The organism is Rhizobium sp. 01T444 (genome assembly GCF_056398305.1).
Genome location: NZ_JBFTPD010000012.1, coordinates 141,961 through 163,675, shown reverse-complemented (window position 1 = coordinate 163,675; position 21,715 = coordinate 141,961). Strand labels below are relative to the sequence as shown.

Below are 21,715 nucleotides of genomic sequence, written 5' to 3'. Positions count from 1 at the left end.
AAATATAAAGCCGGACCGTTCCGCAGTCGTTTCATTGCAATATTCAACGGCACACACCACCAGGGGACTTTCTCATGACCTTTTACCGCACAACGCAGCTGATGCTGTCGAGCGCAGCCCTTCTTTCGTTCGCCGGTTCTGCGTTCGCGCTGGACGGCCAGGACCTCCTGAAGAAGATCAATGCCGCCTACAGCCAGCAGGGCGGGATGATCGTTGCCTCGGATGGCATCGATATCGACGGCACGACCGTCACCCTCAAGAACCTCAGCATCAAGCCGGCTGGCGGCGAACCGGTCTCCATCGGCGAGGTCACCCTCTCCGGCGTGGAAGAGCAGGATGATGGCAGCTACTATATCGAAGGGGCCGCTTTCCCCGACATCAACTCGTCCAAGGACGGCGTGACCGTGAGCGCCCAGGAGCTGACGCTCGGCGGCATCTCCGTTCCCGCCCAACCCGGCGACACTATTGACTCCATGTTCTTCGCCGAGAGCGCCCATACCGGTGCGATCAAGGTCGTCAAGGATGGTACGGAGGTGTTCTCGGTGCTCCAAAGCGACATGAACGCAACGTTGCGCGAAGATGAATCCGGCTTCGATTTTGACGGCGCGTTCAAGAGCATGAAGGCCGATCTCAGCCAGGCCGGAGACACTCCGGACAGCAAGGAAGCGATCGAGAAGCTGGCGCTTCAGCACCTCCAGGGTGACATCACCATGAAGGGCGCCTGGGATATCGAGCCCGGCACGATCGATCTCTCCGAGATTTCCTTCGACGTCACCAATGTCGGCAAGCTGAACTTCGGCCTCAAGATCTCCGGCTACACGATCGCCTTCATGAAGTCGATGCAGGACGCGATCAAGCAGTCGGAAGCCAATCCAAACAAGGAAGAAGCACAGCAGGCGCTTGGCCTTGCCATGCTCGGCCTTGCCCAGCAGCTGACATTCGATTCCGCTCAGATTCGCTTCGAGGATGCCTCGATTACCAAGCGCGCGCTGGATTATGCCGGTTCGAAGCAGAATGTTTCGGGCCAGCAGATGGCAGATTCGCTGAAGGCCATGACGCCGATCATGCTGGCACAGCTCAATATTCCGGAACTGCAGAATGCGATTTCGGCTGCCGTCAGCACCTTCCTCGACAATCCGAAGAGCCTGACCGTCAAGGCCACGCCGGACAAGCCGGTCGCCTTCCCGATGATTGTCGGCGCTGCCATGGGTGCACCCAACACGGTGCCGCAGATGCTCGGCGTGAAGGTTTCGGCGAACGATTGAGCCTGTTCTGGATCCAACAAAAAAAGCCCGGCGATGATCTCGCCGGGCTTTTTTTGTTGAAGAGCTTGCGCCTCAATCCTTCTTCTGCGGCGGGATCGGGCGGATCGCCAGTTCGCGCAGCTGGGTGGGCGTTGCCGGGGTCGGCGCGCCCATCAAGAGGTCCTGAGCCTGCTGGTTCATCGGGAAGAGCGAAATCTCGCGCAGGTTCTTGGCGCCGACGAGCAGCATGACGATACGGTCGATACCGAAGGCAGCACCACCGTGCGGAGGCGCACCGTACTGGAAGGCACGGTAGAGGCCGCCGAAACGATCCTCGACGTCCTGCTGGCTCAAGCCCACCTTTTCAAACGCGGCGACCATGGTTTCCGGCGACTGGTTACGGATCGAACCCGAGGCGATTTCGAAGCCGTTGCAGACGGCATCGTATTGGAACGCCTTGATCGTCAACGGATCCTGGTTGGTCAGCGCATCGAGGCCGCCCTGCGGCATCGAGAACGGGTTGTGGGCGAAGTCGACCTTCTTTTCTTCTTCGTTCCATTCGAAGAACGGGAAGTCGACGATCCAGCACAGTTCGAAGCGGTCGCGATCGACAAGGTTCAGTTCCTCACCCGCCTTGGTGCGGGCTTCACCGGCGAACTTGTAGAACTTGGCGGGATCGCCGGCAACGAAGAAGCAGGCGTCGCCGTCACCAAGGCCGAGCTGCGTGCGGATCGCGTCGGTGCGCTCCTCGCCAATGTTCTTGGCAAGCGGACCTGCACCCTCGAGCTTTTCGCCTTCCTTGCGCCAGAAGATGTAGCCGAGGCCTGGCTGGCCGGTCGACTGTGCCCAGGCGTTCATGCGGTCGCAGAAAGCTCTGGAGCCGCCGGTCTTGGCCGGGATCGCCCAGACCTGAACCTTCGGATTGGAGGCGATCATGTTGGCGAAGACCTTGAAGCCGGAGCCTGCGAAATGGTCGGTCACGGCTTCCATGACGATCGGGTTGCGCAGGTCCGGCTTGTCGGAGCCATACTTGCGGATTGCTTCGTCGTAAGGAATGCGCGGCCATTCCTTGGTGACCGGCTTGCCTTCGGCAAACTCTTCGAAAATGCCTGATATCAGTGGACCCATCGTGTTCCAGACGTCTTCCTGGGTCACGAAGCTCATTTCGAGGTCGAGCTGGTAGAATTCGCCCGGCAGGCGGTCGGCGCGCGGATCTTCATCGCGGAAGCAGGGCGCGATCTGGAAGTAGCGGTCGAAGCCGGCAACCATCAGCAGCTGCTTGTACTGCTGCGGAGCCTGCGGCAGGGCGTAGAAGGTGCCGGGATGAATGCGGCTCGGCACGAGGAAGTCACGCGCGCCTTCCGGCGAGGAAGCCGTCAGGATCGGCGTCGTATATTCGGTGAAGCCGACATTGCCCATTTCGCGGCGCATGGCGGAGATCACCTGCGTGCGCTTGACAATGTTCTTGTGCAGCGTTTCGCGGCGCAGGTCGAGGAAGCGGTACTTCAGGCGAACGTCTTCCGGATAGTCCGGCTCGCCGAAGACCGGCAGCGGCAGTTCCTTGGCGGCAGAGAGAACTTCGATCTCCTGCGCATAGAGCTCGATCTCGCCGGTCGGCATGTTCTTGTTGACGGTGTCTTCCGTGCGGGCTTTGACGAGACCGTCGACACGGATGACCCATTCGCCGCGAACGGTCTCTGCCTGCTTGAAGGCGGGCGAATCCGGATCGGCAACGATCTGCGTCGTGCCGTAATGGTCGCGAAGGTCGATGAACAGCACGCCGCCGTGATCTCGGACACGATGGACCCAGCCGGAAATACGGACGGTCGAGCCGACGTCCGACTTGCGAAGAGCGGCGCATGTGTGGCTGCGGTAGCGGTGCATGATCTCAAATCCTGGCATTTGGCTTAAGACGGCGGCATGGCCGAAGACCTGCAACGCCGACAAGAAAATCGGGCGGAAAAGCGCATGGACGCTCTGATTTGTCAAGGCTTGGCGCAGCCTACGGGCCGTTTGCCCCCTCGTTTCCGAAGGAGTTGGGGCGCGCTCGCTGCGGCAGTTTGGCCGAAGGCGGCATATTGCTGAAGACGACGGTCAACTTTAAAAGGAGGCATCATTCAAGATGGAACCTACCGATGCCCCTCCTCACACGCCGCAACCTGCTCAAGGCTTCCGCCGTCGCCGGCGCCTATGGCGCGGGCATGGCGATCGCAGGGCGGTTCGGGCTGGCAGAGGCCGCGCCCGAGCCGCGTGTGCTGACGGCACGCAAGACCGAGGCGCAAATCGTCGACGCCGCGCCGACCCGGGACATCATGACATGGGGCGATGACGGCCTGCCGCCGGTGCTGCGCATGCCGCGGGGAAAGCCCTATGCGGCGCGGCTCACCAACAGCCTCGACGAACCGACGACGATCCACTGGCATGGGCTGCGCATCGACAACAAAATGGACGGCGTGCCCTTCATGACGCAGCCCTATGTCTATACGGGCGACAATTTCGACTATCTCTTCACGCCGCCGGACGCCGGCACCTTCTGGTATCATCCGCATTGCAACACGCTGACCCAGATGGGCCACGGCATGACGGGCGTGCTTGTCATCGAAGACCCGTCCGATCCCGTCTTCGACGCGGAGGTCGTGCTTAACCTGCGCGACTGGCGGCTTGGCGGCGACGGTCAGTTCATTGCTCCCTTCCGCCCGCGCGATGCCGCCAAGGCCGGCACATATGGCACGGTGCGCACCGCGAACTGGCATCAGGAACCGAAATATGATGCGCCGGCCGGCGGGCTGATCCGCCTGCGCATCGCCGTCACCGATGTGACCCGCGTCTTCCAGATGAAGATGGAAGGCGCCGATGCGACTGTGATCGCCGTCGACGGTAATCCGGTGCCTAAACGCTTCCCGCTGGATCTCCTGCAGATCGGACCGGGACAGAGGCTCGACCTCGCGGTTCGAATGCCTGACAGTGAGGGCGCAGTCGCGGCGCTGGAAGACATTCGCGGCACGACGCCGAAGGTGATCGCGAGCTTGCGGGCCACCGGGCAGTCACTGAAGCGCAATATCGGCGATCTCGGCGCGCTCGCAGAAAACCCGGTGCCGAAGGCTGATCTCTCTTCGGCAGAAACAATCCCGCTCGTGCTTTCCGCCACAGCGGAGAATGCGGCTGTCGACAGCATCTGCGGCACGCTCGGCTACAGCTTCTGGGCTATCAACAAGGTGCCGTGGCCGGGCGATACGCCCGATCCGACCGCACCGCTCGCTGAACTGAAACTCGGCAAGAGCTACGTCTTCAATCTGGAGAACGTCACGCCGCATGCGCACCCGATCCATCTGCACGGCATGAGCTTCACCGTCATCTCGTCATCAACACGCGAGGTGATGCCGCTCGTTTCCGACACCTATCTCATCCAGCCGGACGAGAAGGTGCAGCTCGCCTTTGTCGCCGACAATCCCGGCGACTGGATGCTGCATTGCCATATCATCGAGCACCAGAAGACGGGCATGACGAGCTATCTTCGCGTGGTTTGATATTGCTTGGCTCTCGGTCGTCGTGCGGTGATACAGCGTAAAGGCCTGCTACTATGAGCGGCATTAAAATCTTCGACTTTATTATCTTGCCGGCGATGGTCGCCATCGATGGATGGGTTGCCGTGCTTGCAAACGAATGCAGCACTCGCAGAAAGCATCGGCTGCACCCCGGCGAATAAGGCTTCACGAAGACGAAGGCCCCGCTCACCGTATTGACATATCTCTTCGAAAGGGGAAGGAAGGTTTAACTGACCTCTTCCTTGCGAATGAATTGATATGATCGAAACCACCGCCGATCTGGCGGCCGCCTGCAAAGAGCTGGCCAAGTCCGATTTCATTACTATCGATACTGAATTCCTGCGTGAGACAACCTTCTGGCCGGAACTGTGCCTGATCCAGATGGCGAGCCCGACGTTGGAAGTGCTGGTCGATCCGCTGGCAAAAAACATCGATCTAGCGCCCTTCTTCGAACTGATGGCCAATCCCGATGTGCTGAAGGTGTTTCATGCCGCGCGGCAGGATATCGAAATCATCTTCAATCGCGGCAACCTGATCCCTCACCCGATCTTCGATACGCAGGTCGCCGCGATGGTCTGCGGTTTCGGCGACAGCGTTTCCTACGACCAGCTCATCAGCCGCACAAAGAACGTCCATATCGACAAGTCTTCGCGCTTCACGGACTGGAGCCGCCGGCCGCTTTCCGACAAGCAGCTCGAATATGCGCTGGCCGACGTTACCCATCTGCGTGACGCCTATCTCTACCTCAAGGCGGAACTGGAGCGCGAAGGCCGTGCCTCCTGGCTGCGCGAGGAAATGGACATCCTGGAATCGCGTGAGACTTACGATATCCATCCTGAGGATGCCTGGCAGCGGCTGAAGCTGCGCCTGCGCAAGCCGCAGGAGCTGGCGATCCTGAAATATGTCGCCGCCTGGCGGGAACGCGAAGCACGGTCGCGCAATGTGCCGCGCTCGCGCGTGCTGAAGGACGACGCGATCTATGAGATCGCCCAGCAGCAGCCGAAGGACGCAGAGGCTCTCGGCCGCCTGCGCACGATTCCGAAGGGCTGGGAGCGCTCGGCCACGGGTGCTGCGGTGCTCGAGGCGGTCAACACTGCGCTGGCGCTGCCACGCTCCGAAATGCCGCATGTGCCGCGCCAGGCACAGCCGCCGGAAGGTGCGGCAGCGGCCGTCGAGCTTCTCAAGGTGCTGCTCAAGCTGATTTCCGAAAAGCACGGCGTGGCGCCGAAGGTAATCGCCAATAGCGACGACCTGGACAGAATTGCAGCTGAGGGCGAAACGGCCGAGGTCGCGGCCATGCATGGCTGGCGGCGCGATCTTTTCGGCGAACCGGCGCTGCAGCTCATCCGCGGCGAAATTGCCCTGCGCTTTGCAGGCCGCAAGGTCGAGACCGTCGCTCTGCAGGAGTGAATCTGAAAACTCTTGACCACCGCCCCGCGCCGGAAACAATAGCCGAATGAAGTGCTTCGGCGAAAGGTCGGCATGAGAGAGATATCCCCGGCACAGAATTGGATCCTGATTGCGCTCGTCCTGGCGCTCAGCGGCGTGGTCTATGATCTATACTTCTTTACCGGCCAGACGCCCGTCATCGGAGCGATCTTCGCGCTTTTCATCGGCATGCCCATCCTGGCCTTCGAGCGCAAGGTGTTTCTACGCCGCCTCTACCGGCGTATTCAGAGGTTGCCGACCCTTCTCTTCATCATCTCCGAGCTCGTGATCTACGAAATCCTGATGAGCATCGGCTTTGCGGCGGCCGGTTTCCTCCTCGCCGTGCTTGGGGCGCTGAAGCCGCCGAAGATGATCGACGTGCTTATCATGCCGTTCGATGTTTTCCTCTACGCACTTGCCGTCTGCGCCACGCTGATCTTCCTGCTCAGGGTGCGCGAATTGCTGGGGCGCGAAGTCTTCATCAGCATGCTGATCAGCCGCTATCGCAGACCGGTAAAGGAAGAACGCGTCTTCCTGTTCATCGATCTCGCAGAGTCCACCGCCTTTGCGGAAAAGCATGGTGACCTACGCGCACAGCAGCTTCTGAGTTCGCTGTTTGCCGCCTTTGCGGAACCGGTGCGGCGTCACAAGGGCCTGATCAACGACTATGTCGGCGATGCGGCGATCATCACCTGGCCCTTAGCGCGCGGCGTCAAGGATGCGCGCTGCGTGCGCTGCCTTTTCGATATCCTCGCCGATATCGAAGCCAATGCCGCAAGCTGGAAGAAGAGTTATGGCCAGGTACCGAAACTGAGGGCCGCCCTTCATGGCGGCAGCGTCATTACGGCCGAAGTCGGAGTCGATCATCACAAGATCAGCTTCTTCGGCGATACGGTGAACACCACCTCGCGGCTGGAGTCGCTTTGCCGGACACTGAACCGGCCGGTGCTGATATCCGCCGAGCTTGCCCAGCGTATGACGCTGCCTGAGGAAATTATCGGCGAAAACCTCGGCAATCACGCCGTGCGCGGCCGCGGCCAGGGGCTCGATGTCGTCGCACTTTCCTCGCGCGCGGTGACCGTCCTCAATCAGCCAGCGACCCTCAGGCGCGGTTAGACGGGGCTTTATCCGGCCGTCACCAAAGCTTCACCCAATCGTCAATGTGCCGACATGAATGCCCTGCTAAGCGGATGGCGCTTTTGCACTCCTTTCTATGGGGACATCATGAAGAACGTTCTTTTCGCTTCCGTATCACTTTTCATGCTCGTCGCAGGCTCCGCCTCCGCCGACCAGCAGCTTTTCCCGGCGAAGCTTACCGGCCAGGCCATCCTGCCTGCCAACACGCTGACCCCGGCTCCGGCCGATGCGCCGGCTTTTCTCAAGACCTCCGGCAAATTCACCACCCCGGACCGCAAGCGCACCGAAAAGCTCGGCACGGTTGACGGCAAGGACGGCGCCCGCGTGACCGACGTCAAGCTGCCGCTCGACGGCCAGCCGATCCAGGGCTTCTCCGGCATCAAGACCATGCCCGACGGCACCTTCTGGACGCTCTCCGACAACGGTTTCGGCTCGAAGTTCACCTCGTCCGACTCCATGCTGTTCCTGCATCAGCTGAAGTTCGACTGGAATGCCAACAAGGTTGACGTCGTCAAGAACGTCTTCCTGTCCGACCCGAACAAGGTCGCTCCGTTCCCAATCGTCACGGAAGCCTCCGACACCCGTTATCTGACTGGCGCCGACTTCGACATCGAATCCGTACAGCCGGTTGCCGACGGCTTCTGGCTCGGCGACGAATTCGGCCCCTACCTCCTGAAGATCGACACCGAAGGCCGTCTGACCGACGTCATCCCAACCACGCTCGACGGCAAGCCGGTCCTGTCCCCGGACAACCCGCTGATCCAGCTGCCGGGCAACCCGGCTGCCAAGATGCCCGCCTTCAACCTGAAGCGCTCCGGCGGTTTCGAGGGCCTGGCCATGTCGAAGGACGGCTCCAAGCTCTACGGCCTGCTCGAAGGCGCTATCTACAATGACGGCCAGATGGAAACGGTTGACGGCCACACCGCCATCCGCGTCATCGAATTCGACGTCGCTTCCAAGAAATGGACCGGCCGCAGCTGGCTCTATCCGTTCGAAGACAAGGGTGCTTCGATCGGCGACTTCAACATGCTCGACGACTCCACCGCTCTCGTCATCGAGCGCGACAACGGCGCCGGCACGAAGGACAAGGCTTGCGCCGATCCCAAGCAGCCGAAGCCCGATTGCTTTGAAGCTCCTGCCGAGCTGAAGCGCGTCTACAAGATCGAGTTCAACGATGCCAACGCCGGCAAGGCCGTTCGCAAGATCGGCTATATCGACCTCCTGAACATCCAGGATCCGGACAATAAGAAGAAGGCCGGCGATATTCCCGGCGTCTACAACATGCCCTTCGTGACGATCGAAAACGTCGACCGCGTCGATGCTACGCACATCATCATCGGCAACGACAACAACCTACCGTTCTCGGCCGGCCGTGCCGTCAACAAGGCTGACAACAATGAGTTCAGCATTCTCGAAGTTGGCGAGTTCCTGAACGCGAAGTAATTCGGGTTTGGTGTGAGATTGAGGGGGCGGTGCGAGAGCGCCGCCCTTTTTGTTTGCCAACTGTGTCGGCTGTCTTCGCTGGAGAAGGTCTATTCGAACCGGAACGCCAGCCGCTTGTTAGTCAGCCGCGACAATTGCTGCAGGCGGCCATCCAGCCGCTCGCCGGCGAAGTCGTGGTATTCGTGCGGCACCACGAATTCGAGATCGAGATCCGGGGACGAAGCCTTGCGGAAGGTCAGGTTGCGCACGATGCCCGGCATGGAGGCCGAGAACAGGTAGACGACGCGCAGTATGCCGCCGAGCAGCTTGGCGCGATCGACGAATTGCGGACCGGCGATCGAAGAGAGCGGCGCGGTAGAGCCGTCGTCGTGCAGGCCTTCGAAGCGGTAGTAATTGGTCAGCGCGATAAAGGCGCGGCCGGGATGGCTGATGCCGACGAAGGAGGAGTGAGCAATGACGTTCAGCGCCTGGGCGCCGCGATAGTCGGGATGGGCGCGCCAGCTGATATCGGCCAGCAGGCAGGCTGYCTGACGGTAGCGGCTTTCCTCATCGGTTTCCTGAACGCCGAAGAACGGCATCATGCGGCCAGTCCAATCGGCCAGTTCGCGGGCATGTTCCGGCGAACGGGCACGCAGGATGGCAAGCTCACCGGCCGCGGCAAGCAACGGATCGGCGCGGCGTTCGGATTCGGACAGCAGCGAAAAGAGATAGCCTTCGCGCACACCCTGCGCAGAGAAGGAAATCACTGAAGGCTTCATGGCGTTCAGCACTTCCTTCATGGCGATAGCGCCAAAGGGCAGCAGCGAACGGCGGTGCTTGGAAACCGCCTGCAGAGCCGGTTCCTTGGAATCCTTGGCCGTGGCGACCTGATCCAGGAATTGCATCATACCTTCGAGAGAGACTTCATAGCCCTGCATCATGTGCAGTGGATAACGGGTGATCTCCATGTGCAGCTTGGCAATGTTTCGCCAGGTGCCGCCGACGGCATAGAAGGTGCGCCCCTCCCCTCTGGAGAGAAGCTTGGCGGTCTTGACCTGCTTGCGGGCAAAAGCGCGCGCTTTGGCGAGCGACCCGCCGGCATATTCAGACAGACGCAGACCGCCGAGCGGCAGGGTAATACCGCCGCTGACATCCTTGCCCCTGATATCGATCAGTTCCAGAGAACCGCCGCCAAGATCGCCGGCAATGCCATCGGGATTATAAAAGCCGCTGATGATACCGAGCGATGCGAAGCGCGCCTCTTCCTCACCTGAGAGTATGCGGACATGGCGCTGCAGGATCGTCTCAGCCTGATGGATGAAATCGGGACCGTTGCTTGCCTCACGCGCGGCGGCCGTCGCCAGCACATACATGGTGGCGGCACGCGCCTGATCGGAGAGAGCCTTGAAACGATGAAGGGCCTGAAGCGCGCGTGCGACGCTTTCTTCATCCATCTTGCCGGTCAGGGCTATGCCCTTGCCGAGGCCGCAGAGGACCTTTTCGTTGAAGAGGATGGTCGGTGACCGAGACAGGCCTTCGTAGACGACCAGACGGATAGAATTCGATCCGATATCGACAACGGAGACCGGGGCGATACCCGGAAGTCGCCCCTGGGCTTCAGATTCAACCATTAGGTCCAGTTTACTTGTTGTTTCGGCCTTCAAGCAGACCGGCGATCAGCTTCGGCGCACTCGATTTCAGAGCTTCACCGCGGCCGGACAGGCTGGGATTGGTCATGAAATATTGCTGCGCATTAAACGGTTCTTCGCCCTTGCGCACTTCCATGCGCCGTGACGTACCGTCGGGCAATATCTCGTAGCTTTGTTGATTGTCAATCACGTTGCCGAGCATAATCTGTGACAAAACCTGCTCGTGGACGGTCGGATTCGTCAGCGGAACGAGGGTTTCGACGCGGCGATCGAGGTTTCTCGGCATCATGTCCGCCGAGCCGATATAGACGAGAGCCTTGTCGGACGGCAGGCCATGACCATTGCCGAAGCAGAAGATGCGGCTGTGCTCGAGGAAGCGGCCGACGATCGATTTGACGCGGATCTTGTCGGAGAGGCCCGGCACCTGGGGACGCAGGCAGCAGATGCCGCGCACGACGAGATCGATCTCGACACCAGCACGGCTCGCCGTATAGAGCGCGTCGATAATATCGGGGTCGACCAGCGAGTTCATCTTCATCCAGATCGCCGCCGGCCGGCCGGCGCGGGCATGTTCGATCTCTTCGTTGATGTGGCGAAGGATGCGCGGGCGCAGCGTGTAAGGCGAAACGGCAAGCTGCATCCCTTCTTCCGGCTCACCGTAACCGGTGATGAAGTTGAAGATGTTCGCCATGTCGTGGGCGATCACAGGGTTGCAGGTGAAGAAGGACAGATCCGTGTAGATCTTCGCGGTGATCGGATGATAGTTGCCGGTGCCGAGATGGCAGTAGGTGCGCAGCTTGCCTTCTTCACGACGGACGACGAGCGACATCTTGGCGTGGGTCTTGAGCTCGATGAAGCCGAAGACGACCTGCACGCCGGCGCGCTCAAGGTCGCGCGCCCAACGGATATTTGCCTCTTCGTCGAAGCGGGCCTTGAGCTCGACCAGCGCCGTCACCGACTTGCCGGCTTCGGCGGCGTCGACCAGGGCGCGCACGATCGGGCTGTCGTTGGAGGTGCGGTAGAGTGTCTGCTTTATCGCCAGAACATCAGGATCGTGCGCAGCCTGGAGAAGGAACTGGACCACCACATCGAAGGACTCGTAGGGATGGTGGACCACCATGTCCTTTTCTCTTATGGCGGCGAAGCAATCACCGGCGTGTTCACGGACACGTTCTGGAAATCGCGCATTGTAGGGCGGAAAACGCAGGTCGTCGCGCGGCGCCTTGGTGATTTCGGAGAGTGTGTTGAGCGCCAGCAGGCCGGGCAGAACGGCAACGCGGTTATCTGGAATGCTGAGCGCCTGCACCACGAACTGGCGCAGCGAAGCCGGCATTTCGGAATCCGTCTCGATGCGGATGACCTTGCCGCGGCGGCGGCGCTTCAACGCGGTTTCGAAGAAGCGGACGAGATCTTCGGCTTCTTCCTCGACCTCGATATCGCTGTCTCTGATGACGCGGAACGTACCCGAACCCTGCACCTCATAACCCGGATAGAGCCGGTGGATGAAGATGTTAGCAACGTCTTCCAGCGTAATGTAGCGGATCGTGTTGCGATCGTCTGGCAGGCGGACAAAGCGGTCGAGCGCCGGGGGCAAGCGCAGCAGCGCTGTCATCGGCTCGCGACCGCTGCGGCTGACGAGTTGCAGGCCGATCGAGAAGCCGAGGTTCGGAATGAACGGGAACGGATGGGCCGGATCGATGGACAGCGGCGTCAGGACCGGGAAGATCGACTGCTCGAACTCGTTTGCCAGCCACTGGCGATCGACATCGCTGAGCGCACCCGGACGTACGATCAGAATGTCTTCTTTGGCGAGATACTGCTGCAAGACGGCGAGCGAGGCCTGCTGCTCCATCTGCAGATGATCGATCTCACTCAGGATCGAATCGAGCTGTTCGGCGGGAGTGCGGCCATCAGGGCTCTTGACGACGATGCTCTGGCGCACCTGGCCTTCGAGGCCGGCGACACGCACCATGAAGAATTCGTCGAGGTTAGCGGCCGAGATCGACAGGAAGCGCACGCGCTCCAAGAGCGGATGCTCGGTGTTCAGCGTCTCCTCGAGGACGCGGCGGTTGAACTGCAGCCAGGAGAATTCGCGGTTGATGAAGCGCTCAGGGCTGGAGAGAAGCTGCTCCAGCGGCGGTTGGTCCGCGCTGTTGTCCGGAGTGGGTTCCTGATGTTCCTGGTATGCGCTGTCCATGGTCCACTCACCCTGCTTCAATCGCTTTCGGCGAATATATCAGTTTCACGACGGAACTGTGACAGTCAATCGCCCGAGCCGGAATTTCCCAATTCATTCAATACTTCAGCTGCGAGCGAACGGGTAATCCCCGTGCCTCTGGAAAGCGCCAGCCGATCGAGCCTTTCGACAATCGTCTGAGCGGCGTTGAGCGACCGCTCCATGCGATTGACGATATAAAGGACGAGTTTGTCATCTATATAAAGCTGCCGGTCGGCGAAGAGCTTGACGATGACCTGCGACAGCAATTCCTCGTCCGGTTCGCCGATCTCGACGACCGTCGCAGCCTTCAGGCGCGAACGCAGATCGGGCAGCGTGACCGGCCAGGACATGGGCCAGAGGCGGCTTGTCATCAAGAGGCTGGTGCCGTTTTCCCACACGCTGTTGATGACATGGAAGAGCGAGGCGTCATCGAAGCCTGTCCGGTCGACATCCTCGAACAACACAGGGCCGTTGGCGGCCGCGACTGCCGCATCGGAACCGGCCACGGGATGGATGATTTCCGCCCCGCTCAGTTCCCTCCAGATGCCGGCGAGATGCGATTTTCCGGAGCCGACGGGACCGGCAAGGATGACGACCGGCGACGGCCAGGTCGGCCAGGCATCGACGATCGAAACCGCAGCAGCGAGACGTTCCGACATCAGGAGGTCGTCGCGGCCGGTTGCAGCGTCATGCGAAAAGGCCAAGGGAAGCTGTTCTCCGGCCTTGCGCTTCGGATCAGCGTTCTTCACGTCATTCATCGGAAACAGATTTCGTCTTCCCGGCCCGGTCGCTCGGCAACCTGCCATAGTAGAGATCGCTTTGAAGGTAGCGCGAAAGCGCAAAGCGGACAAGCACGCCGACAGCGGCAGCGGCCGGCACCGCGATCAGCAGTCCGACGAAACCAAAGAGCGCGCCGAAGGCAAAGAGCGCGAACATCAGCCAGACGGGATGCAGGCCGACGCTGGAGCCAACGAGCTTCGGCTGGAGGATGTTACCTTCGAGAAACTGGCCGCTGAAGAAGACGGCAAGAACAGCGACGATCCAGACATAATCCGGCCAGAACTGGACGATCGCTACGCCGATTGCGAGCACAAGCCCGACCATCGAGCCGACATAGGGGATGAAGCTGATCATGCCGGCGAAAAGCCCGATGAGCAGGCCGAAATTCAGGCCTACGATCGAGAGGCCAACAGCATAATAAATGCCGAGGATGAGGCAGAGCGAACCCTGCCCTCTGATAAAGCCGGCAATCGCCTGATCCATCTCCCTGGCGATCTGGCGGACGTCTTTCACATAATTGCGCGGAACCCATTCATCGACCTTGGCAACCATGCGGTCCCAATCGAGCAGGATATAAAAGGCGACAACCGGTGTGATGACGAGCAGCGAGATGACGTCGACGATCGCCTTGCCGGAATTCCAGATCTGGGCAAAGAGCCCCGTCAGGAAACCCATGCCTTCCGACAGGATGGTGGAGAAATTATTCTTGATGGTGCCGAGTTGGCTTTTGATCCAGCCGGGCAGAACGGAATCCTGGTAATCGGTGATGAATTGCTGCAACAGGGTGATATAGCCCGGCAGGCGCTGAGCGAAATCGTTGAACTGGGTAATGAGCACGGGAATGAGGATCATCAGCGCGAGCGCGAAGACGATGACGAAGGCCACCAGAATGACGATGGTTGCCATCAGGCGGCTCAGGCCCAGCCGCTCCAGCCTGTCGGCCACCGGATCGAGAAAATAAGCGATCGTCATGCCGGCGATGAAGGGCAGCAGGATCGAGCTGAAGATGTAAAGGAAAGCGACGAAGACGAGCAGAACCGTCGCCCAGAATATGACCTGGCGCTTTAATATCGTTCCGCTGACCTGTTGTGGCATCGCTTCCCCGCTGATCGCTCGCCCCTGCCCATGCCGCTTCAGAACGACCCTGGCCGCTTCAGCACATAGGATGGACGCGCAAAGATGGTCAACCCTGTTGCACCGAATCCGGAAAGCGCACAGGGATTAGCTGGAAAATGGGGGCTTTTCCCTTGCAACGCTTGCATAAAGCGCACTCTCATGCAATTGCGACCGGCATGTGACGCGGTCCTTTATCCGCAGCTTTAAATCCTCCGGAGATCAGCATGAGCCAGTCTGGAAAAAACGGTCTGACCTATAGCGATGCAGGCGTCGACATCGATGCCGGAAACCTGATGGTGGAGAAGATCAAGCCAGCCGTGCGCTCCACGCGCCGTCCGGGCGCCGATGGCGAGATCGGCGGCTTCGGCGGGCTCTTCGATCTCAAGGCCGCGGGCTTTACCGACCCGGTTCTGGTTGCCGCCAATGACGGCGTCGGCACCAAGCTGAAGATCGCCATCGATGCCGACTATCATGACACGGTCGGCATCGACCTCGTCGCCATGTGCGTCAACGATCTAGTGGTCCAGGGCGCAGAGCCCCTGTTCTTCCTCGACTATTTCGCGACCGGCAAGCTCGATCCGGATCAGGGTGCAGCGATCGTCAGCGGCATCGCTGCCGGCTGCCGCGAGGCGGGCTGTGCGCTGATCGGCGGAGAAACGGCGGAAATGCCGGGCATGTATTCCTCGGGCGATTATGATCTCGCCGGCTTTGCGGTGGGTGCGGCCGAACGCGGGAAGCTGCTGCCGTCGGGCGATATTGCGGAAGGCGACGTCATTCTCGGCCTCTCCTCCTCCGGCGTCCATTCCAACGGCTTCTCGCTGGTGCGCAAGATCGTTTCGCTTTCCGGCCTCGGCTGGGATGCGCCGGCGCCGTTTGCCGAGGGCAAGAAGCTCGGCGAAGCGCTGCTGACGCCGACCCGCATCTATGTGAAGCCGCTTCTGAAGGCGATCCGCGAGACGGGCGCGCTGAAGGCGCTCGCCCACATCACCGGCGGCGGTTTCCCCGAAAATATTCCGCGCGTGCTGCCGAAGCATCTTGCCGCTGAGATCGATCTTGCCGCCGTCAAGGTGCCGCCGGTCTTCTCATGGCTTGCCAAGACGGGCGGCGTCGAAGCCAAGGAAATGCTGCGCACCTTCAATTGCGGCATTGGCATGATTGTCGTCGTCGCCGCAGAGAATGTTGCAGCAGTCTCCCAGGCGCTTGAAGCCGAGGGTGAAAAGGTGGTGACGCTCGGCCGCATGGTCGCCCGCACTGAGGGCGAAGCTGGCACGATCTACAAGGGTACGCTCGCTCTATGAGTTCGCCGCGYAAACGCGCTGTCGTCTTCATTTCCGGCGGCGGCTCCAACATGATGGCGCTGGTGCAGGCGGCAAAGGCTGAGGATTATCCGGCCGAGGTCGTCGGCGTGATTTCCGACAAGGCAGATGCAGGCGGGCTGGCCAAGGCAGCGGCGGAGGGCATTGCGACTTTCGCTTTCTTGCGCAAGGACTATGCCAGCAAGGACGCGCACGAGGCGGCGATCCTTGCCGCGCTCGACGAGCTTTCACCCGATATCATCTGCCTTGCCGGCTATATGAGGCTGCTCTCGGGCGCCTTCATCCAGCGCCATGAAGGCCGGATCATCAATATTCACCCTTCCCTGCTGCCGCTCTTTCCGGGACTGCATACGCACCAACGGGCGATCGACGCCGGAATGCGGATTGCCGGCTGCACCGTGCATTTCGTCACCGAAGGCATGGATGAAGGCCCTGTTATCGGCCAGGCGGCCGTGCCTGTGCTTGCGGGTGATACCGCCGATGCGCTGGCGGGACGCGTACTGACGATCGAACATCAGCTCTATCCACAGGCGCTGCGTCTCTTTGCTGAAGGCAAGGTGAAGATGGAAGGCGGGAAAGCGGTTGGAGCGACCGCTTCCGCCACCGCCCCGAAATCCCAGCTTATTTCGCTGATCGGCGACTAGCTTCAGGCCGCAAGAGCCTGAAGCGGATGCGATGTGCCGTCGCTATAGATGAACTGGCCGCTACGGAAGGTGGCGCGGATGCGATGGACGCCGCCCGGCTCGACGCCGCCAGATCGGCGCGCTGGCCGATGGCGGATCTCGCCACGATTCAGGCGACCGGCGGGAACGGCCCGTATTGCCGGTCGCTATGGCAACGGTTGCCGACGGCCCGCCCCTCCACGATATCAACAAGCTTGAAGATGCCAGGCGCGAAGGCGGCCGGATGATAATCGGCGGCGATGACGCTGGGCAGTCCGGCTCTCGCGGCATCGAGCGCGCTCAGATTTCCCGACATTGACTGGCCACGCACCGTGTTCGGCGCGCCCATCACCAGGAACCAACGACCCCGGGCTATCGCATTGACTAGTTATAAATTAACTAGTAAGATTACGACTATGACATCAATTAAACGTTCTCCAATCGCGCTCGCCATCCTTGCAATGCTCATGGAAGAGCCGCTGCATCCTTACCGAATGCAGCGTCTCATCAAGGAGCGCGGCAAGGACGAAGTGATCAATGTATCGCAGAGGGCAAGCCTCTATCAAACAATCCAGCGGCTCGAACGCGAGGGTTTGATCACCCCGCAGAAAACTGTCCGGGACGACAAGCGTCCCGAGCGGACGGTGTATGAGATAACCGAGAAGGGTCGCGACGTCGCGCTGGACTGGATGCGGGCGATATTGTCGACATTAACGCGGGAATATCCGGAATTCCCGGCAGCCATTTCATTTCTTCCACTGCTTACGCCTGATGATGTGGCGAGCCAGCTTGAGCTCAGGGCAAAAACCATCGAGTCGGAGCTTCGCCGGATCGACGACGCCCTGCAGGAAGCGCAGGCCGTTCCAAGGCTCTTCCTTCTCGAGATGGAATATCTCCGGGCGCTTCACGCGACCGAATTGTCCTGGGTCAACAGCATTGTCGAAGACCTGCGCGCCCAGCGCATCACCTGGACAGACGAGTGGCTGAGGCAGATCGCCGCGAAATTCTCCATCGATCCTAAACTCGATCAGGACTAGCACTATGAAGGTTTTGATTATCGGCGCCGGGACCGGCGGCTTGGCGCTTGCTCATCTGCTCAAGCAGGCTGGCGTTTGCATTGCGGTGTATGAGCGCGACCTCGCACCGAACGCCGATACCGGTGGTTATCGCGTCGGCATCAGCCCGGCTGGAAGCCGAGCGCTGAAAGCCTGTATCCCCAGCGAGCTCTACGAGCTCTATGTCGCCACCTGCTCCAGGTCGCCGCGCTATTTCAACATGCTCACTGAACAGTTGGGCGAAGTGCTGAGCTTCGATATCGATGATGAAGGCCCGAACGCTCTCGACGGTGAAAGGAACGTCATTCGAAAGACGCTGAGGCGGGTTCTGCTCAGAGGACTTGAAGACGACGTCTTCTTCGGGAAGGCGCTTGAAGGTTACGCGAATAACGCCGACGGGTCGGTCACAGCTTGCTTTCAGGATGGAAGCCTCGCGACAGGTGATGTCCTTGTGGGGGCCGATGGCACGAGCTCGACCGTACGCAAACAACGCCTGCCGGAAGCGCGTCTCGAAGACACGGGGATCGTATCGCTCGGGGGAAAAATTCCTGTGACGGCCGAGGCGAAAGCTCTGCTGTCGGACAAAATGTTCAAAGGCATGTCTCTGATTATGGCACCGATGGGCTTCGGTGCAATCGTCCACTCGCTCGAGTTCGCCAACATCAGAAGCGGTTCTGGTTTTGCTGCTCGTTGGCCGGATTTCGTCGAAGCACTCGACGAGGACAGCATCGGCTGGGGCATATGGGGCGCTCGGCAGAACTTCCCGCGGGACCCGACCGGCCTGAGCGGCGAACAGTTGCAAAAGCTGGGCTTGGAGATCACTCGGGACTGGCACCCGCACCTGCGTGCACTCATCCGTATGACCGAGCCCTCAACGATCCACGATGTCAAGATGAGGACCTCCGTTCCGCTGACGCCTTGGACGAGTTCGAATGTCACCCTTCTCGGTGACGCCATCCATACGATGACACCCGGACGAGGCGCGGGCGCCAATACAGCGCTTCGCGATGCCGCTCTGCTTGGACGCATGCTGGTCGAAGCGGACCAAGGACAAAAGCCGCTCCTCGAAGCCATACATGCCTACGAAGTCGAGATGCTTCGCTATAGTACCGAAGCAGTCCAGGAATCGAAAAAACAGATGGATGCCAGCGACCTGGCCCATCGGCCAATTGTCGGCAGACTTCAGCTGGCTGCGACGCGTGGCGCCATGCGCACCATCAACGCAATACCTGCACTAAAGCGGCGCGCCTTTCGGCAGATGATGCGAGTTCGCGGGGAAAACTAAGGCCGTCGAGGATAGTGTCGATCCGCCTCGGATGTAACTCGACGAATCAGGCGTCGATCGTCTCACCCGCTATCGAAGTTTGCCCTTATTCAGCAGCGCCCATTGAAGCAGCGTGATCGTCTTGAGATCGATGATCTCGCCCTTTTCGACCATCGCAAGGGCTTCCGGGAGCGGGATTTCCAGCACCTCGATATCCTCATGCTCTTCCTCAAGGCCGCCGCCGTCGGATGTGCGGTCGGCGGTATCGATCCTTGCTGCGAAGAAATGTACGACTTCGGTAATGGAGCCCGGAGCCGGATAGGACTTGAAAAGGAAACGGATGTCGCGGACCGTATAGCCGGTCTCCTCCATCGCCTCGCGACGGATCGCGGCCTCGGGTTCATCGCCGTCGAGCAGGCCGGCCGGGACTTCGATCATCCAGGCGGGATCGTCGTTTACATAGGCAGGCAGACGGAACTGCTTCACCAGCACGACGACATCGCGCTTGGGATCGTAAAGCAGAATGCAGGCGGCGGGCGTGCGGTGATAGACCTCGCGCGGCAAGCGATGCGTCACACCATTCCGGTCGGTGTAATCGATCCGGTAACTGGTCAGCTTCGTCCAGCCGTCGGACAGTATCTCCTTGCCGACGATTTCCACTTTTGCCTTAGATTGCGTCATATGACGTCCTTGCGAAGCCAGACCTTGTTGTCATGGACGGCAGCGCCGCCATAGGGCGCCACGGGATCGGCGCCGGTGAGTACGTTGATGCCTTCGCCGTCGACATGCGCCTTGTTGGGCCAGAGGCCTTCGGCAATCAGCACGCCGGGCTTGACCTCTGTCGTCACGCGGGCGTGGAGGCGCAGGTCGCCTCTGATATTGCCGATGCGGACGAGATCGCCGTTATCGACGCCATTGGCCTCAGCATCGGCGGGATTGATCATCACTTCCGGGCGGCCTTCCTTCTGACGTGAGGTCTTGGTTTCCGAGAAGCTCGAATTCAGGAAGTTGCGCGCCGGCGAGGTCGCCAGGCGGAAGGGATGCGCGGGATCGGCGAGCTCGATGACATCGACCTGATCCGGGAACGGCGGCAGCTCTGCATAAGGGCCGAGCGTACCGACGGAAGCCGGCGGCTTGTTCGGTGCGGGATCGTTCACCCAGTCCGGTCGGAAATGGAACTTGCCGTCGGGATGGGCGAAACCATCAAGATAATGTGCTTCCTCGAAGGCTGGCTGGCGGTCGAACCATTTATGCTCGAGGAAATAGTCGTAGTCCGGCAGGTTGCTCGCCGCCAGAACGCGATCGACCATCTCGCGCGCCGTGAAGCCGAAGCCGGGGCGATCGGCGACGCCGAGACGTTTGGCCAGTTCTTCGATGACGAAAAGATTGGTGCGCACGGTCAGTGGCGGCTCGACGAGCTTCGGCCCAAGCAGGATATGGTTCTGACCGCCAGCGCGGTAGATGTCGTCATGCTCGACGAACATGGTGGCGGGAATGACGATATCGGCCATATCGGCCGTCTCGGTCATGAACTGCTCGTGCACGGCGACGAAGAGATCGTCGCGGGCAAAGCCGCGCTTCACTAGCCGCTGTTCCGGAGCGATATTCACCGGATTGGTGTTCTGGATCAGCATGGCCGTCACTGGTCCGCGATGGCGGAGTGCGACGGCATCGCCGGTCAGCGCACGGCCGATCTGCGACTGGTCGATCATTCTGATGTCGGCATCCTTCATCGACTTGCCGGTCAGCTCCGCATTGTTCATGCGGAAGATATCGCTGTTGGAATGGAAGGCGCCGCCGCCCTCATATTGCCAGGAGCCGAGCACGGTGGCGATCGAGGCGGCCGCATGCATGGCGACCGCGCCATTGCGCTGACGGGTGAAGCCGTAACCGAGGCGGAAGAAAGTCTTTTTCGTCGTGCCGACGAGCTTGGCGAAGGCTTCGATCTCATCGACCGAAAGGCCGGTGATGGCGGCGGCCCATTCCGGTGTCTTTTTCTCCAGATGCGCTTCGAGGCCGGCGGGATCGTCGGCATATTTCGCCATGTAGTCGCGGTCGGCATAACCGTCGCGGAAGGCGATGTGCATGACGGCGCAGGCAAGTGCCGCATCGGTGCCGGGCTTGACGATGAGCGCCATGTCGGCCTGCTTCATCGTCGGATTGTCGTAGATATCGATGACGACGATCTTGGCGCCGCGCTCCTTGCGCGACCTGATCGCGTGGGTCATCACATTGACCTGCGTGGCAACCGCATTGGTGCCCCAGATGACGACGCAGTCGGTGCGCGCCATCTCGCGTGGATCCGGGCCGCGCAGCATGCCTGTCGCCATGGTGAAGCCGGTCCAGGCGGGGTTGGTGCAGATCGAGGAGAAGAAGCCGGAATAGCGCTTTGCATGGCGCAGGCGCTCGATCGAGTCGCGCTGCACCCAGCCCATGGTGCCGGCGTAGAAATACGGCCAGATGGCTTCGCTGCCATCCTTTGCCTCGGCCTTCACGAAGGCTTCGGCAATCTCGTCCAGCGCGTCATCCCAGGAGATCTGCTGCCACTGGCCCGCCCCCTTAGCGCCGGTGCGGCGCAACGGATGCATGAGACGATCGGGATGGTAGAGACGCTCGGCATAGCGGGCGACCTTGGCACAGATGACGCCCGACGTGTAGGAATGGTCATTGGCGCCCCGGACCCGGCCGATGCGGCCGTCTTCCGTCAGGTCTATCTCCAGTGCGCATGTGGAGGGACAGTCGTGCGGACAGGCCGTGTGACCGATCCGGGATTTGGCGTGGATGGGGGTCGCAATGTTCATGCGATTTCTATATGCCAAGGCTCGACCGCCCAAAAGGCACAAAAACTCCCAATGGTCCGAATTCATAACAGGCATCAG

Annotated in this window: 16 protein-coding genes and 1 pseudogene; 9 read left to right on the top strand and 8 right to left on the bottom strand. The window is 60.6% G+C overall.

From position 1 onward, the window contains the following. Window positions 1–74 precede the first annotated feature (74 nt). Entirely contained in the window at window positions 75–1,265 is a 1,191-nt protein-coding gene (locus tag AC1DTN_RS18095) for a hypothetical protein (RefSeq protein ID WP_113324289.1), read from the top strand. Window positions 1,266–1,337: 72 nt separating this feature from the next. Here AC1DTN_RS18095 and aspS read toward each other — a convergent pair whose 3' ends face one another. Then, on the bottom strand, window positions 1,338–3,128 hold the full coding sequence (aspS, locus tag AC1DTN_RS18090; RefSeq protein WP_477921948.1) for an aspartate--tRNA ligase: 1,791 nt from the start codon (window positions 3,126–3,128) through the stop codon (window positions 1,338–1,340). 251 nt (window positions 3,129–3,379) lie between these two features. Here aspS and AC1DTN_RS18085 point away from each other — a divergent pair, with 251 nt between their 5' ends. The 4 genes from AC1DTN_RS18085 to AC1DTN_RS18070 all read left to right on the top strand — a co-directional run bounded on the left by AC1DTN_RS18085 (window position 3,380) and on the right by AC1DTN_RS18070 (window position 8,797). Next, entirely contained in the window at window positions 3,380–4,771 is a 1,392-nt protein-coding gene (locus AC1DTN_RS18085) for a multicopper oxidase family protein (protein WP_477921947.1), read from the top strand. Window positions 4,772–5,047: 276 nt separating this feature from the next. Next, window positions 5,048–6,199 (top strand): ribonuclease D, encoded by a 1,152-nt coding sequence (gene rnd, locus AC1DTN_RS18080; RefSeq protein ID WP_477921946.1) that lies wholly within the window; start codon window positions 5,048–5,050, stop codon window positions 6,197–6,199. Between the two features lie 72 nt (window positions 6,200–6,271). Further along, window positions 6,272–7,333: an adenylate/guanylate cyclase domain-containing protein gene (locus tag AC1DTN_RS18075; protein WP_113324294.1), complete on the top strand. Its 1,062-nt coding sequence runs from the start codon at window positions 6,272–6,274 to the stop codon at window positions 7,331–7,333. Between the two features lie 108 nt (window positions 7,334–7,441). Continuing rightward, complete coding sequence (locus AC1DTN_RS18070) at window positions 7,442–8,797, top strand: esterase-like activity of phytase family protein (protein WP_477921945.1); 1,356 nt, start codon at window positions 7,442–7,444, stop codon at window positions 8,795–8,797. An 89-nt stretch (window positions 8,798–8,886) separates the two neighbouring features. Here the strand turns inward: AC1DTN_RS18070 and ppx are convergent, their stop codons facing one another. The 4 genes from ppx to AC1DTN_RS18050 form a co-directional block, all read right to left on the bottom strand. After that, window positions 8,887–10,407 carry an exopolyphosphatase gene (gene ppx, locus AC1DTN_RS18065; protein WP_477921944.1) on the bottom strand — a complete coding sequence of 507 codons (1,521 nt, stop codon included), beginning with the start codon at window positions 10,405–10,407 and terminating at the stop codon, window positions 8,887–8,889. A 10-nt stretch (window positions 10,408–10,417) separates the two neighbouring features. Continuing rightward, a complete protein-coding gene (locus tag AC1DTN_RS18060) occupies window positions 10,418–12,622 on the bottom strand; it encodes an RNA degradosome polyphosphate kinase (protein WP_477921943.1) in 2,205 nt (734 codons plus the stop codon). Window positions 12,623–12,687: 65 nt separating this feature from the next. Beyond that, window positions 12,688–13,401: a DnaA regulatory inactivator HdaA gene (gene hdaA / locus AC1DTN_RS18055; RefSeq protein ID WP_477921942.1), complete on the bottom strand. Its 714-nt coding sequence runs from the start codon at window positions 13,399–13,401 to the stop codon at window positions 12,688–12,690. After that, window positions 13,394–14,518, bottom strand: a complete 1,125-nt coding sequence (locus AC1DTN_RS18050) for an AI-2E family transporter (protein ID WP_477921941.1) — start codon at window positions 14,516–14,518, stop codon at window positions 13,394–13,396. Before AC1DTN_RS18050 ends, hdaA begins: the two co-directional genes overlap by 8 nt. 245 nt (window positions 14,519–14,763) lie before the next feature. Here AC1DTN_RS18050 and purM point away from each other — a divergent pair, with 245 nt between their 5' ends. Beyond that, on the top strand, window positions 14,764–15,837 hold the full coding sequence (gene purM / locus AC1DTN_RS18045) for a phosphoribosylformylglycinamidine cyclo-ligase (RefSeq protein WP_477921939.1): 1,074 nt from the start codon (window positions 14,764–14,766) through the stop codon (window positions 15,835–15,837). Further along, on the top strand, window positions 15,834–16,499 hold the full coding sequence (gene purN / locus AC1DTN_RS18040; protein ID WP_477921938.1) for a phosphoribosylglycinamide formyltransferase: 666 nt from the start codon (window positions 15,834–15,836) through the stop codon (window positions 16,497–16,499). Before purM ends, purN begins: the two co-directional genes overlap by 4 nt. Before the next feature lie 2 nt (window positions 16,500–16,501). Here purN and AC1DTN_RS18035 read toward each other — a convergent pair. Then, window positions 16,502–16,887, bottom strand: a pseudogene (locus AC1DTN_RS18035) (alpha-D-ribose 1-methylphosphonate 5-triphosphate diphosphatase); the annotation flags it as partial. Between the two features lie 46 nt (window positions 16,888–16,933). Here AC1DTN_RS18035 and AC1DTN_RS18030 point away from each other — a divergent pair. Next, entirely contained in the window at window positions 16,934–17,554 is a 621-nt protein-coding gene (locus tag AC1DTN_RS18030) for a PadR family transcriptional regulator (protein WP_477921937.1), read from the top strand. Window positions 17,555–17,558: 4 nt separating this feature from the next. Beyond that, a complete protein-coding gene (locus AC1DTN_RS18025) occupies window positions 17,559–18,857 on the top strand; it encodes an FAD-dependent oxidoreductase (protein ID WP_477921936.1) in 1,299 nt (432 codons plus the stop codon). Window positions 18,858–18,926: 69 nt separating this feature from the next. Here AC1DTN_RS18025 and AC1DTN_RS18020 read toward each other — a convergent pair whose 3' ends face one another. Both AC1DTN_RS18020 and AC1DTN_RS18015 read right to left on the bottom strand, forming a co-directional pair. Continuing rightward, window positions 18,927–19,517, bottom strand: a complete 591-nt coding sequence (locus AC1DTN_RS18020; RefSeq protein ID WP_439014545.1) for an NUDIX domain-containing protein — start codon at window positions 19,515–19,517, stop codon at window positions 18,927–18,929. After that, window positions 19,514–21,703 (bottom strand): molybdopterin-containing oxidoreductase family protein, encoded by a 2,190-nt coding sequence (locus AC1DTN_RS18015; protein WP_439014544.1) that lies wholly within the window; start codon window positions 21,701–21,703, stop codon window positions 19,514–19,516. The genes AC1DTN_RS18020 and AC1DTN_RS18015 overlap by 4 nt, the downstream gene beginning before the upstream one ends. Window positions 21,704–21,715 lie beyond the last annotated feature (12 nt).

Coding starts and splice junctions, on each gene's coding strand:
- AC1DTN_RS18095 (WP_113324289.1), top strand. CDS start 75: ATGACCTTTTACCGCACAACGCAGCTGATGCTGTCGAGCGCAGCCCTT.
- AC1DTN_RS18060 (WP_477921943.1), bottom strand. CDS start 12,622: ATGGACAGCGCATACCAGGAACATCAGGAACCCACTCCGGACAACAGC.
- rnd (WP_477921946.1), top strand. CDS start 5,048: ATGATCGAAACCACCGCCGATCTGGCGGCCGCCTGCAAAGAGCTGGCC.
- purM (WP_477921939.1), top strand. CDS start 14,764: ATGAGCCAGTCTGGAAAAAACGGTCTGACCTATAGCGATGCAGGCGTC.
- aspS (WP_477921948.1), bottom strand. CDS start 3,128: ATGCACCGCTACCGCAGCCACACATGCGCCGCTCTTCGCAAGTCGGAC.
- AC1DTN_RS18015 (WP_439014544.1), bottom strand. CDS start 21,703: ATGAATTCGGACCATTGGGAGTTTTTGTGCCTTTTGGGCGGTCGAGCC.
- AC1DTN_RS18085 (WP_477921947.1), top strand. CDS start 3,380: ATGCCCCTCCTCACACGCCGCAACCTGCTCAAGGCTTCCGCCGTCGCC.
- hdaA (WP_477921942.1), bottom strand. CDS start 13,401: ATGAATGACGTGAAGAACGCTGATCCGAAGCGCAAGGCCGGAGAACAG.
- AC1DTN_RS18070 (WP_477921945.1), top strand. CDS start 7,442: ATGAAGAACGTTCTTTTCGCTTCCGTATCACTTTTCATGCTCGTCGCA.
- AC1DTN_RS18020 (WP_439014545.1), bottom strand. CDS start 19,517: ATGACGCAATCTAAGGCAAAAGTGGAAATCGTCGGCAAGGAGATACTG.
- AC1DTN_RS18075 (WP_113324294.1), top strand. CDS start 6,272: ATGAGAGAGATATCCCCGGCACAGAATTGGATCCTGATTGCGCTCGTC.
- AC1DTN_RS18030 (WP_477921937.1), top strand. CDS start 16,934: ATGACATCAATTAAACGTTCTCCAATCGCGCTCGCCATCCTTGCAATG.
- AC1DTN_RS18050 (WP_477921941.1), bottom strand. CDS start 14,518: ATGCCACAACAGGTCAGCGGAACGATATTAAAGCGCCAGGTCATATTC.
- AC1DTN_RS18025 (WP_477921936.1), top strand. CDS start 17,559: ATGAAGGTTTTGATTATCGGCGCCGGGACCGGCGGCTTGGCGCTTGCT.